This is a genomic window from Pantoea sp. NPDC088449 (assembly GCF_044753225.1).
GTDB classification, from domain to species: domain Bacteria; phylum Pseudomonadota; class Gammaproteobacteria; order Enterobacterales; family Enterobacteriaceae; genus Pantoea; species Pantoea floridensis.
In genome coordinates, this window is sequence record NZ_JBIVMT010000002.1 from 216,238 (window position 1) to 228,590 (window position 12,353).

General features: G+C 52.8%; 10 protein-coding genes. 6 read left to right on the forward strand and 4 right to left on the reverse strand.

The window, feature by feature from the left end:
- Nucleotides 1-5: 5 nt before the first annotated feature.
- Nucleotides 6-911 (reverse strand): polyprenyl synthetase family protein, encoded by a 906-nt coding sequence (locus ACIP6T_RS12260; protein ID WP_097098163.1) that lies wholly within the window; start codon nt 909-911, stop codon nt 6-8.
- Between the two features lie 232 nt (nt 912-1,143).
- Between ACIP6T_RS12260 and ACIP6T_RS12265 the strand changes: the two genes are divergently transcribed.
- The 3 genes from ACIP6T_RS12265 (at nt 1,144) to ACIP6T_RS12275 (ending at nt 3,893) form a co-directional block, all read left to right on the forward strand.
- On the forward strand, nt 1,144-2,085 hold the full coding sequence (locus ACIP6T_RS12265; protein ID WP_345830386.1) for a 2-hydroxyacid dehydrogenase: 942 nt from the start codon (nt 1,144-1,146) through the stop codon (nt 2,083-2,085).
- Between the two features lie 160 nt (nt 2,086-2,245).
- Entirely contained in the window at nt 2,246-3,271 is a 1,026-nt protein-coding gene (locus tag ACIP6T_RS12270) for a Gfo/Idh/MocA family oxidoreductase (RefSeq protein WP_400457398.1), read from the forward strand.
- A gap of 130 nt (nt 3,272-3,401) precedes the next feature.
- On the forward strand, nt 3,402-3,893 hold the full coding sequence (locus ACIP6T_RS12275; protein WP_400457400.1) for a GNAT family N-acetyltransferase: 492 nt from the start codon (nt 3,402-3,404) through the stop codon (nt 3,891-3,893).
- Nucleotides 3,894-3,932: 39 nt separating this feature from the next.
- On the opposite strand, the gene ACIP6T_RS12280 is transcribed toward ACIP6T_RS12275, so the two are convergent.
- Nucleotides 3,933-4,640, reverse strand: coding sequence for a phage antirepressor KilAC domain-containing protein (locus ACIP6T_RS12280; RefSeq protein WP_176519238.1), 708 nt, complete (start codon nt 4,638-4,640; stop codon nt 3,933-3,935).
- A gap of 339 nt (nt 4,641-4,979) precedes the next feature.
- Here ACIP6T_RS12280 and ACIP6T_RS12285 point away from each other — a divergent pair, with 339 nt between their 5' ends.
- On the forward strand, nt 4,980-5,972 hold the full coding sequence (locus ACIP6T_RS12285) for a capsular polysaccharide synthesis protein (RefSeq protein ID WP_345830393.1): 993 nt from the start codon (nt 4,980-4,982) through the stop codon (nt 5,970-5,972).
- A 4-nt stretch (nt 5,973-5,976) separates the two neighbouring features.
- Here ACIP6T_RS12285 and ACIP6T_RS12290 read toward each other — a convergent pair whose 3' ends face one another.
- A complete protein-coding gene (locus ACIP6T_RS12290; RefSeq protein ID WP_345830394.1) occupies nt 5,977-6,831 on the reverse strand; it encodes a helix-turn-helix transcriptional regulator in 855 nt (284 codons plus the stop codon).
- A 116-nt stretch (nt 6,832-6,947) separates the two neighbouring features.
- Here ACIP6T_RS12290 and ACIP6T_RS12295 point away from each other — a divergent pair, with 116 nt between their 5' ends.
- On the forward strand, nt 6,948-8,357 hold the full coding sequence (locus tag ACIP6T_RS12295; protein WP_400457403.1) for an MFS transporter: 1,410 nt from the start codon (nt 6,948-6,950) through the stop codon (nt 8,355-8,357).
- Between the two features lie 214 nt (nt 8,358-8,571).
- Nucleotides 8,572-11,004: an outer membrane protein assembly factor BamA gene (gene bamA / locus ACIP6T_RS12300; RefSeq protein ID WP_345830398.1), complete on the forward strand. Its 2,433-nt coding sequence runs from the start codon at nt 8,572-8,574 to the stop codon at nt 11,002-11,004.
- A gap of 263 nt (nt 11,005-11,267) precedes the next feature.
- Here the strand turns inward: bamA and ACIP6T_RS12305 are convergent, their stop codons facing one another.
- Nucleotides 11,268-12,350 carry a sn-glycerol-3-phosphate ABC transporter ATP-binding protein UgpC gene (locus ACIP6T_RS12305; RefSeq protein ID WP_345830399.1) on the reverse strand — a complete coding sequence of 361 codons (1,083 nt, stop codon included), beginning with the start codon at nt 12,348-12,350 and terminating at the stop codon, nt 11,268-11,270.
- Nucleotides 12,351-12,353 lie beyond the last annotated feature (3 nt).

Genomic DNA, 12,353 nt, shown 5'->3' on the forward strand with positions numbered 1-12,353 from the left:
CGCGCTTAGTTGAACATCGCCAGCTGTTGGTTAAACAGGGCGTGCATATATTGGCGGGTAGCGATGCCACGATCGCAGGCACAGGCAAGATGCGCATCGGCGCTGCGGAGGTGATCGCGCAGACGCCGTTCAGCGCCATCAGCACCCAGCATCTGCACCAGCGTTGATTTACCTTCGTCTTGATGCATATCTTTGCCGGTGAGTTTGCAGCCATCGGCGAGATCGTCGAGCAGCTGAAATGCCTGACCTAAATCCTGAGCGAAAAAGTTAAGTCGCTGACGTATCTGTGGTGATGCGTCCGCAGCAATCGCTGCCATTTGCAGCGTGGCGCGAAACAGCACGCTGGTTTTCAGTTCATTGGTGAGGGCGATGGCTTCCGGACTTCGGCTCTGCGCACCATTGTGCAAATCCTGGAATTGTCCTTGTACCAAGCCCTGCAAGCCAACGGCGGAAGAGAGTTCGGCAATCGCCTCAGATTTATGCAGCGCGGGTAAACCCGGTGCAATCGCAATCACTTCAAAGGCGCGACTGAGCAGCGCGATAGCCGCCAAAATCGCCACGTTCTCACCAAACTCGCGATGCACCGTCGGGCGGCCACGTCGCATCTGCGCGTTATCCATGGAAGGAATATCATCAAGTATCAAAGACGCCGCGTGTACCATCTCCACCGCACAGGCGAGATCGAGAATGCCATGTTGAGTGAGCTCGCAACCCATGTCGCGCGCCGCTAGCATGAGTAATAAAGGACGGATGCGCTTACCTTGTGCCAGCGTACCGGCACGCATAGCGGCTCGCACGCGATCGGCTTGCTGTCCAGCAGGCAACAAATGTTCAAGGTGCGCCTGTAAAATCTGTTGCAGCTGAAGAAGTTCGCTATCCTGGTGTGCTGTGGTGTCGACATGGGCGGTCATAGTGGCTATCCATGGTTGGTGAAATTTTTATACTTTTTTGATTAACCGTAGACTGCGTAAGGTGAGTTCGCCAGCGCGTGCCCCGCATAAGGGCTGAAATTAACCGCAATGAATATGAGAATTTAATGCCATTTACTGCGTGATCTTATTAGCGAAAAAAGTAACAACTGCGTCGTAACATACATAACTCCGTTAGGCTGGTGATAAATAAATGCACCTGATGGAAAATATAATGACGAATTCGCAACCTGCCATCCTGATTATTCAGCCGCTAATGCCGCAGCTGGATGAAAAACTCACTCAGCACTTTCACTGTCATCGCTTATATGAGCAGCAAGATCCCGTAGGATTTATTCAACAGCATGGCATCGCGATTAAGGCTATTGTTACGCGCGGTGATATTGGTGTAGAAACCGCAATTCTGGAACAACTGCCCGCCTGTAAAGCGATTGCGGTATTTGGCGTTGGCACCGATCGTATTGACCTTGACTACACTGCAAAACACGGCATTCAGGTGAGTATCACCCGCGATATTCTCACTGAAGATGTGGCGGATTTAGCGCTGACGCTGATGTTGGCATTTTCTCGTAATCTAGTGGCCTATCATCAGTTTGCGAAAGCTGGCGCATGGGAAAATAGCAGCGTTGAACTTTCCACTCGCGCCAGTGGAAAGCGCATCGGAATAGCTGGGCTGGGCGCGATTGGCTTAGCCATCGCGCGCCGTGCCGAAGCCTTTGGTATGCAGGTTGCCTACACCGCGCGCACGGCTAAAGACATAAGCTACAAGCGCTGCGACAACATTGAGCAGCTCGCCGCCTTTAGTGATTTTCTGGTGCTGGCATTGCCAGGCAGCGCGGAAAATCTGCAATTAGTTGATGCAAAAGTGCTGACAGCGCTTGGCAAAGAAGGCGTGCTGATTAACATTGCGCGCGGGACAGTCATCCATGAAGCCGATCTCATCACTGCATTGCAACAGGGAAGCATAAAAGGCGCGGCACTTGATGTTTATCCACATGAACCGATGATTAACCCCGCTCTGCGTGAATTGGATAATGTCCTTTTAACACCGCACATTGCCAGCGCAACGCATGAAACCCGCGCGCAAATGACGAGTAATGTACTGGAAAATTTACGCAATTATTTTTCCGAGGGGAAAATGATTACCGCACTCTAAATTTTACCTTTGATTGCCGAGCAAACCGGCGGCACAGTAAAGCCATTTTTTATAAAAATGATATTTTTATGCCAATTTTGCGTGGATGAACGCGTTAACTTGTTACTAATATGTTATTGGTAATGCGGTTAACGATTCTTTTATCTCACACGGAGGCAGCATGAAAATAGGCATTGTGGGTTACGGTACCGGCGGTAAACATTTCCACGCCCCCTTTATTGTTGCAGCACAGGGATTAGAGCTGGCAGGAATAGTCGCTCGTGCGCCTGCGACTATTGCAAAAGTGAAAGCGGATTTCCCCGATGTGCCCATTTTCGCTAGCCTGACAGAGATGCTGGCAGCGGGTGTGGATATCGTCACCATCACTACACCACCGCAGACGCGTCGTGAGCTGGTATTGGAAGCGATCGATGCGGGAGTTGCGGTGATCGCCGATAAACCCTTCGCGCCGGATGCCAAAACCGGTCGCGAGCTGGCGGCTGCAGCGCGTGCGAAAGGCGTGGTGCTGAGCGTTTATCATAACCGCCGTTATGATGCTGACATCCTGACGCTGAAAAAAGTGATTGAAGAACAGCGCGTTGGCAAACTGTGGCGCTTGCATAATCGCATGGATTTCGATGATGCCCTGACGCTGGAAGGCGGTGAAACCGGAGGCCTGCTGCGCGATTTGGGCAGCCACATTGTTGATCAAGCCATCTGGCTGATGGGGCCGGTAAAATCGGTCTATGCACAATTGGATATTGTTGAATTACCAGAAGGACCAACGGATGCCAGTTTCGTGCTGACGCTGACCCACCATAACGGCACGCATTCCTATGTTTCCGCCACCAAACTCAACCGCATGGTATGCCGCGAACTGCGGCTGTACGGCGAGAAGGGCAGTTATTTGTCGCAGGGCAGCGATGTGCAGGCGCAGGCGATTTTTGCGGGTAAACGTCCCGCTGATGATTTGGCGGGATGGGGTTACGAGCAGCGCGACCGTTGGGGCGTTTTGCAACGTGCCGAAGGCAACGAAGCGGTGCCATCTGAACAGGGCGCCTATCACGCTTATTATGAAGCCTTTGCTGATGCAGTACGTAACGGCACCGAACCCCCGGTGACGACCGATCAAGCGATTGAAGTGTTGGCGGTGCTGGATGCGGCGTTTATCAGCGCGCGAGAGAATCGCGTGGTGTCGATCGCATAACGCATCTCGGTGATTTGTATCGGTCGCCAGGGACGGCGACCCTAGGTAGTAAGGTGCGCATTTACGCGCACCACGCATTTCAGCCTGCTAGAATGGCCGTCATTTAGTGGTGAAAGCAGTGAGGTAAGTTGTGTCGGCGTTAGTATTTAGAGAAGCGAATCTTACGGATGTGGATCGGTGTTATGCCATTGAAACAGAAGCTTACGAAGGAGACGAAGCGGCAACCCGCGAGAAAATAGCGACTCGCATTACGCAGTATCCGCAAGGTTTCCTGTGCCTGGAAGCAGAGGGCAAGGTCATCGGTTTTATCAATGGCGGCTGCGCGTGGGATGTAGTGATGTCGGATGAGGAATTCAAAGCGCTAATCGGCCACGATCCGGCTGCGCCTAACGCGGTGATCATGTCGGTGGTGCTCGATCCAGCATATCAAGGCAAAGGTTACGCTACGCTGCTGATGCGCCATTTTGTCCAGCTGATGAAGCAAATGGACAAGCAAACCATTCACTTAATGTGCAAAACCCATCATGTCGAACTGTATAAGAAAATGGGTTATCAGTACGTTAAACCGTCCGCGTCCGATCATGGCGGCATGGCGTGGCATGAGATGTTGATGACACTATAATGTGTCAGGTCGCCGAATTATGGCGACCCAAATCTTATCTCACGCAGCCACGCCTTTCGGTAGCGACGACAGATGTCCCGCCCATAAACTGGCGACCCATTTCACCCCTTTAGCGGTAAAACGCGCTTGAGAAAACGCGTGCTGATTCTCAGCATGTCCAGAACGCAGCGTAAAGTAACCCGCTTGGAGGTGATGCTGCTGCGGTGCCAGTGAACCTTTCTCGCGGTACATGATATTGCGCTCCAGCAAGAACTCACGAAATTCCGTTTCCTTGACTTTCAACATCTTGCACAACTGGCGAAAGCCGAGCGAATCTTCGATTTCAACAAAGCGGTCAAAAAACTCGGCTTTGGGCGCAGACAGTGCGAGTTGCTGCTCAGCCGCTCGTCGCTGCTCAAATTGTTCGGCCCACGCACGGGCTGCTTCAGCTGGATTAGTGAAATCAGGCAAATGCGTAAACTGTTCCCGTTTTTGCCAAAGATCGAGTAACTCTGCGGTGAACCCTGGAGAGAGCCGCGCAACGGCTAATAATGAATCGCGCTTGTTGAGATGAAACTCCTGACGCATTTCACCCTGATGCTCATAAAGATTTACCGTGATGGGCTGAGAAAGACGCTGGGCAGTTTCCAGGCTTTTGATCAGACGCTTCACTTCACCGTGAGTAATACCCGTAACGCTGGCTATTTCGCGGCTGCTCATCATCATTGATGAATTCAGAGCAGACAGACTTTCCGTTGAGATCATCATTATTCGCACCTCTTGCAGACTTACTCAGCCGTGTGGCTGTCGAATAAGTATACTGCATACTGGTTTTATATACAGTATTTATTTTAACCGTTTTCGTAAGATGTTCTACTTTGCGTGGCGTTGCACAAATCAATGCCAGTTCACGTTATTCCACTCTGCGTATTCTCTTAAAGTGGCGCGTTTCAGGTTTATTAAATTGTCGTTATGGGTGCCGTTTGCTAATTTTGAGCCAATTTTCCGGGTTTTTATTGGCTTTCTGTGACCGTTTGGCGCAGCGCCGATGTAGGCCTTTTTAACAGCAATGATCACATCACTGGCAGCAACCCTGCTGGAGAAGAAATGAAAAAAAATAAACTAAAAACACACCTGGTTTCACTCGGGCTACTGGCGGAAAAAAAGCTAACCAAACGCAAAACGTTACCCGACTACAACCCGGCCGCGGAGCAGGATATCAATTTGCAGCCGCGTCAGACGTCACCTGCTGCCATTCCGCGTCAAATCTGGATGTACTGGGAAAGTGAACAACTGCCAGCAGAAGTGCAGATTTTTGTTGATAAAATCGTCCGTGAGAATCCAGGTTATTTGGTCACGGTTATCAATAACCTGAATATTAAAAATTACCTGCCAGACCTGCATTTTGTGCATCAGGATATGCGTGCGTCACACAAAAGTGATGTCATCAGGCTGGAACTGTTGCACCGCTATGGCGGGATCTGGATGGATGCCACCATTATTCTCAATCGTACGATGGATGAGCTGCTGGCGGTAAATATTGATGACAGTTATGACCTCATCGCTTTTTATCGCGATGGATCGACGCTAGACAAAGCCTATCCGGTGGTTGAATCCTGGTTTTTGGCCGCGCCAAAAAATAACCCTTTTATCGCACGCTGGCTGCACTATTTCCGGCCAATAGTTGAGATCGGCGCTGATGAATTTTTCCGCCGCCTGCAGGCGTTGCCTGACTACGCAACCCTGGTGCAGGGCATAACGCCACCGGATTATCTGGTGGTGTATATCGCGCAGCAGCAGGCGTTACGTGAAAATAACCAGTACAATTTCTATCTGCGCAAATGCGAAGCCAGCGCGTTGCTCTATCAGAGTTTAGTGAAGTGGCGCCCGGTAAAACTGAGCCGCATGCTGATGGTGGATCGCCTTCCTGCCGTCTTACCGCCGCTGACTAAGCTGACGGGATTTGACCGCAAGTATCTCGACACCAATCTGAAATATGGTGTGGTGAACCAAGATAGCTTACTGGGTCAGATTCTCTTAACCAGCCAGAAGGGCGCCCGCCCGCAAACCCCGCTCCCGGCGCTGACGGGCAAGGCGTAACCGATCACGGCTTGGTCAACTGCTGCAGTGCCGAGGCGCTAATTTCATCGTCCGGCACATACACCAACAGGCGGTCACCGTTGCGCGAAGCGGACCACCAGTTATTTTGCCGCAGCGTGAGTTCACCCACTTGCGCATGGTAAAAACGTTTCACGCGGTTCTCCACCTGGCCCAACTCATAGCGCTGCCAGGTGTGCGCAAACTCATCTGAACTGTGCAACAGGCGCGCAAGAAAGCTTTCCCAATGCGGATCGCCAAGATGTTCACCCATCTGACCCCGAAACATCGCCACCATTTGCGGCATCACTTCATCCCAGTCATTGATGGCCTGGCGCCAGGCGGGATGATTGAACGCCAACCAGATGCAGTTGCGATCTTCTGGCGCAATCTCTGCTAAATCGACGCCCATTAATGCACACCACGCGGCGTTGTAGCCAAGGATATCGAAGCGCGGCGTCTCAATAATGGCCGGTAACTGGATGGCATCGAGCATTTGCTGATTGTGTGCGGCAATTTTACAGCACGCTGCCACCACGCGCACCGACGGTAATGTATGTCCGGCCAGGGAAAACAGATGCTGAGTTTCCACATCGTTGCACTGCAGCGCGGCGGCGATGGCGGTGAGGGTTTTCGGCGAGGCTTTAATATCACGCCCCTGTTCCAGCCACGTATACCAGGTCACGCCAACATCCGCCAACTGCGCAACTTCTTCCCGACGTAAACCCGGCGTGCGGCGATGGCGCATGCGCGGTAAACCCAGGCGATTGGGATCGAGGTTTTCGCGGCGCGTGCGTAGAAACGTACCGAGTAGCTTACGATTGTTTTGTTCAGTGCTAACAGGCGCGGATGCCAGGCTCATACACAGATCCTTCAGCAAGACGGGTAGTGTTTATACCATGATAATTAAGAACTGGTACCCGTTTAATGGTTAGGTGATGCTATGCCGTACTGAAACGAAAAACAAGGGTAAAACCGATGCAGACATCGCAACTTCAACGCACAGGATTGATGGTCCTGCTTGCCGGGCAACTGCTGCCCATGATCGACTTTTCTATCGTTAACGTGGCCTTAGACGCGATGGCTCACACGCTGCAGGCCACGGCGATTGAGCTGGCGCTGATTGTCGCGGTATATGGCATCGCCTTCGCCATCTGCCTGGCGATGGGCGGACGGCTGGGCGATAACTATGGACGCCGTCGCGTGTTCCTTGCGGGAGTATGGATCTTTGGTATTGCATCTTTATTATGCGGCATTGCCAACAGCGTTGGTTTGCTGATGTTTGCTCGCGCACTGCAGGGCATTGGCGCGGCCTTTATCGTGCCGCAGATCCTGGCAACATTGCACATCACCTTGAAAGGTCGAGCGCATGCACGCGCCATCGGCTTGTACGGCGGCATTGGTGGGCTGGCATTTATCATCGGCCAGGTGCTGGGCGGTTTTCTCATCAAAGCCGATATCGGCGGTTACGGCTGGCGCAGCGTGTTCCTGATTAACCTGCCGATTTGCCTGTTTGTGCTGATCACCGCGCGCCGCTTCGTGCCAGAAACGCAAAACACGCAGCGCGTACCGGTCGATGTTAGCGGCACGTTGCTGCTGGCAGGTGCGATCGGTTGCCTGATGCTGGCGTTGGCGCTTGGGCCGCTGCTGCACTGGTCGTGGCCATGCATCTTGCTGCTGGTGCTGTTCCCGCTATTTTTACACCGTTTACGCCAGAGTTCGCTGCGGCTGGAAGCGGTAAACGGCGCACCGCTGCTGCCACCCTCGCTGCTGCGTTTACCCAGCGTGCGCTTTGGCCTGACGCTGGCGGTGCTGTTTTTCTCGTGCTGGAGCGGGTTTATGTTCTCAGTCGCGCTGACGCTGCAAGCCGGCTTAGGCATGACGGCGTTCCAGTCGGGTAATGCTTTTATTGCGCTCGGCGCCGCTTATTTTATTGGTGCGATGCAATCCACCCGCATCGTCGAGCGTTTAGGAAAACGCGGCGCTCTGCTGATGGGCTGCGGTATTCAAATGGTTGGCCTGGTAGCGTTAATCGCTACGCTGCAACTCGCCTGGCCACAGGTAGGCATTTTCACGCTAATTCCCGCCACGGTGCTGATTGGTTTTGGTCAGTCGTTTATTGTCAGCACCTTCTACCGCATCGGTATGAGTAGCGTGCCGCATCATCAGGCGGGGGCGGGCAGTGCAGTGTTATCAACCGTTCAGCAATCGGCGCTGGGTTTAGGCCCGATGCTGCTTGGCGGCGTATTTACGCAGATCTATGCACACGGAAATCATCTAACGGCGATTACCGGTACGCTTGGCGTTGAGCTGGGGATGATGGCGCTGCTGGTGATTTTCACCAGCCTTAATCGCCGTACGTTTCAGTCAGTAGCGGCAGAAGGGTAATTCTTGTGAGGGTATTTCGACAGGAGCGTTTCACCATAGTGTAAAACAACCGAAAATCCGTGAGTTACGCTGAATTTACCTTTGGCTGAGCGGTCTTTTTTCCGGAACATATCGCCGCAGTTAACGGGCTGGACCACGTGTTCAGCCCGTTTTTATGGGGTGTGGAAGCAAGGCGCTTGAATCAGGCACAGGAAAAACGGCAGGCTCATAGCAGATGAAGAAGATGTTAACCGGGTTACTTTTCATGGTAACCACCACTGCCTTTGGTGCAGATGATTTCACCCTCAAGGATATTCACTTTGATGGTCTCCAGCGCGTTGCGCCCGGCGCGGCGCTGCTGCATATGCCGTTGCGCGTTGGCGACCGCATCAACGATGATGATATTCGCAATACCATTCGCTCGCTGTTCGCCACCGGCAACTTTGAAGATGTGCAGGTGTTGCGTGACGGCGATATGTTACTGATCAAAGTCAAAGAGCGCCCGGCCATTGCCAGTATTTCGTTCTCCGGCAACAAAGCGATTAAAGAGGATCAACTCAAGCAGAACCTCGATGCTTCGGGTGTACGCGTAGGTGAAGCGCTAGACCGCACCACGCTTGCGGATATCGAAAAAGGGCTGGAAGATTTCTACTATAGCGCTGGGAAATACACGGCTAGCGTTAAAGCGGTCGTTACGCCGTTGCCGCGCAACCGCGTTGATCTGAAATTCATTTTCACCGAAGGCGTGTCGGCGAAAATTCAGCAAATCAATATCGTAGGCAATCATGCTTTCACATCTGACGAGCTGATCTCGCATTTCCAATTGCGCGATGATGTGCCGTGGTGGAATGTAGTCGCTGACCAGAAATATCAGAAACAGAAACTCTCAGGCGATTTAGAGACGCTACGCAGTTATTATCTTGACCGCGGTTACGCGCGATTTAATCTCGATTCTACCCAAGTCAGTTTAACGCCGGATAAAAAGCATATTTACCTCACAATAAATATTCATGAAGGCGATGTTTATCGTGTTAGCGGCGTGACCTTGACGGGCAATATGGCCGGATACTCTGCGGAAATTGAAAAGCTGGTGCGCTTCCCTGCGGGCACATTATACAGCGGAGCAAAAATCACCCAAAATGAGGAAGCGATTAAAAAAGTATTAGGCCGTTACGGCTATGCGTTTCCGCAGGTGACGACGCACTCGGAGATTAACGATAACGATAAAACCGTGCAGCTGCACATCAATGTGGATGCGGGGCGACGTTTCTCGGTGCGTCAGGTGCGCTTCTCCGGTAACGACACCTCGAAAGATGCTGTGTTACGTCGTGAAATGCGCCAGATGGAGGGTGCCTGGCTGGCAAGTAACCAAGTGGAACAGGGTAAAGCGCGACTCAATCGTACCGGTTACTTTGAAAGCGTTGATGTAGAGACGCAACGTGTGCCGGGCAGCCCGGATCAGGTAGACGTGGTGTACAAAGTGAAGGAGCGCAATACCGGCACCTTCAACGTCGGACTGGGTTACGGCACCGACAGCGGCATCAGCTATCAGCTTGGCGTCAGTCAGGATAACTGGATGGGCACCGGTAATACCGTAAGCTTTAGCGGTACGAAAAACAGCTATCAAACCTATGTTGAAATCGCCGCTACCGATCCCTATTTCACCGTTGATGGCGTGAGTCTGGGCGGCAAGCTGTTCTATAACGATTACAGCGCGGAAGATAACGATCTCTCTGAGTACACGTTGAAGAGCTTCGGCGCGGGCAGCACCTTAAGCTTCCCTATCAGCGAAAACAGCACGGTGAGCAGCGGGCTAGATTACGTTTATAACCGCGTGAGCAATATGGCGCCGCAGGTTGCAATGTGGCGCTACTTGGGTTCTCAGGGCATTCACCCGAAAGTGATTACCAGTGACGACGACGACGATGATGCCACGGTTGCGGATAAATTCACTGCCAATGATTTCTTCTGGAATATTGGCTGGAGCTACAACTCTCTGGATCGCGGCTTCTTCCCCACATCGGGCGTGAGTGCCGGTTTTAACACTAAAGTGACTATCCCCGGTTCCACCAACAGTTATTACAAGAGCACGCTGACCGCCAACGGTTACCTGCCGCTGAGCCGCGATCATCGCTGGGTACTGATGGGACGTAGCAAGGCCGGTTATGCCGATGGCTTAGGTGGCAATGAAGTGCCGTTTTATGACAACTTCTACGCGGGCGGTTCGAGTTCAGTACGCGGTTTTTCCTCCAACACCATCGGTCCGAAAGCGGCTTATTACCGCTGTAGCGGCAGCGAAAGCAGCTACGGTGGCTGTCCGGTGGAAAAGTCGGATGATGCGGTAGGGGGCAATGCGATGGCGGTTGTCAGTGCAGAGTTGATTGTCCCCACGCCATTTATTAGCGAACGCTATGCCGATTCTCTGCGCACCTCACTCTTTGTCGATGCGGGTACAGTATGGGACACCGACTGGAAGAATACGGCAGCGACCAAAGCGGCAGGCATTCCGGATTATGGCGATCCAAGCCAGATTCGCGTGTCGAGTGGCGTGGCATTGCAATGGCAATCCCCGCTGGGTCCGCTGGTGTTTTCCTATGCGTTGCCGATTAAAAAGTATGAGGGCGATAAGTCGGAGCAGTTCCAGTTTAATATCGGAAAAACCTGGTAGATGTATTTAATTCGTTACAAGACGAGATCAGTTTTACAGGATCTTTAAACGACTAAGACAGAATAAAACAGCCGGTAGCGTAAAATATCCAATGTGCAATGCTTAAGGAACGAGCGTTCGCGAATATCGTTGTTATGCATCAGATGAATATTATTTCGCCACCCAGTATCGGGTGGCTTTTTTTATTGGGTAAAGCGGTCGCCATAAATGGCGACCCTACAACACTCTGGTGCGCATAAATGTGCGCCAGAGAAAGATAAAAATTAAGACTCACCTAACCTAAGTCCCGTCTCCGCATCAAACAGATGAATCTTCTCGGCGTTAAAGCCCAGCATAATGCTGTCGCCGCTCACCGCCGGGTGACGACCGGCAACCTGCATATGCAACGCATGGCCGTGCCAGTCGAGATGCAGCAGGGTTGATTCGCCGGTGATCTCTACCACGTTCACCTGCGCTGCTGCGTTGCTGCTGGCCTCCAGCAAATCATGCGGACGTACGCCAAGCGTTACGGCGGAACCCTCACGCTCACGCGCCGCCGCCTGCCAGCGTGCGGGCAGCGGCTGCCACAGATCCTGACACTGCACGCCGGGCACGCCATCACGCGTGCTGAGCTGCGCCGGTAGCAGATTCATTGGCGGCGAGCCGATAAAGCGCGCCACAAACGTATCCGCCGGACGATCGTAAATCGCCAGCGGCGCGCCCTGTTGCACAATACGGCCATCTTTCATTACCACAATCTGATCGGCGAGCGTCATGGCTTCCACCTGATCGTGGGTTACGTAAACCATGGTGGTTTTGAAGCGCTGATGCAGCGATTTAATCTCAGCGCGCAGCTCCATGCGCAGCTGGGCATCCAGATTCGACAGCGGTTCATCAAACAGGAACACTTTGGGATTACGCACCATCGCGCGGCCCATCGCTACGCGCTGACGCTGGCCGCCTGAAAGCGCGCGCGGGTAGCGCTGCAGCAGCTTGTCGATGCCGAGGATCCCGGCGATACGCGCAATTTTACTCTGCTGCTCTTCGCGCTTAACCCTCTTCACCTGCATATGGAACGCCAGATTTTCCGCCACCGTTAAGTGCGGATAGAGCGCGTAGCTCTGAAATACCATGGCAATATCGCGGTCTGCCGGATCGCGATCGTTGATCTGCACGTTATCCATCAAGATTGCGCCATCCGACAGGCTTTCCAGACCGGCCAGCAGGCGTAGCAACGTGGATTTGCCGCAGCCGGAGGGGCCAACCAGCACGGTAAAGCTGCCATCAGGAATGGTGAGATCGAGCGGATGCAGCACCGACTGTTTTGCGTAGCGTTTGGCCACTTTTACGAGTTCAACACTGGCCATAAA

What these genes read in the sequence shown, in the direction of transcription:
- ACIP6T_RS12260 (WP_097098163.1), bottom strand. Translation starts at nt 911, where the DNA reads ATGACCGCCCATGTCGACACCACAGCACACCAGGATAGCGAACTTCTT.
- ACIP6T_RS12265 (WP_345830386.1), top strand. Translation starts at nt 1,144, where the DNA reads ATGACGAATTCGCAACCTGCCATCCTGATTATTCAGCCGCTAATGCCG.
- ACIP6T_RS12270 (WP_400457398.1), top strand. Translation starts at nt 2,246, where the DNA reads ATGAAAATAGGCATTGTGGGTTACGGTACCGGCGGTAAACATTTCCAC.
- ACIP6T_RS12280 (WP_176519238.1), bottom strand. Translation starts at nt 4,640, where the DNA reads ATGATGATCTCAACGGAAAGTCTGTCTGCTCTGAATTCATCAATGATG.
- ACIP6T_RS12285 (WP_345830393.1), top strand. Translation starts at nt 4,980, where the DNA reads ATGAAAAAAAATAAACTAAAAACACACCTGGTTTCACTCGGGCTACTG.
- ACIP6T_RS12290 (WP_345830394.1), bottom strand. Translation starts at nt 6,831, where the DNA reads ATGAGCCTGGCATCCGCGCCTGTTAGCACTGAACAAAACAATCGTAAG.
- ACIP6T_RS12295 (WP_400457403.1), top strand. Translation starts at nt 6,948, where the DNA reads ATGCAGACATCGCAACTTCAACGCACAGGATTGATGGTCCTGCTTGCC.
- bamA (WP_345830398.1), top strand. Translation starts at nt 8,572, where the DNA reads ATGAAGAAGATGTTAACCGGGTTACTTTTCATGGTAACCACCACTGCC.
- ACIP6T_RS12305 (WP_345830399.1), bottom strand. Translation starts at nt 12,350, where the DNA reads ATGGCCAGTGTTGAACTCGTAAAAGTGGCCAAACGCTACGCAAAACAG.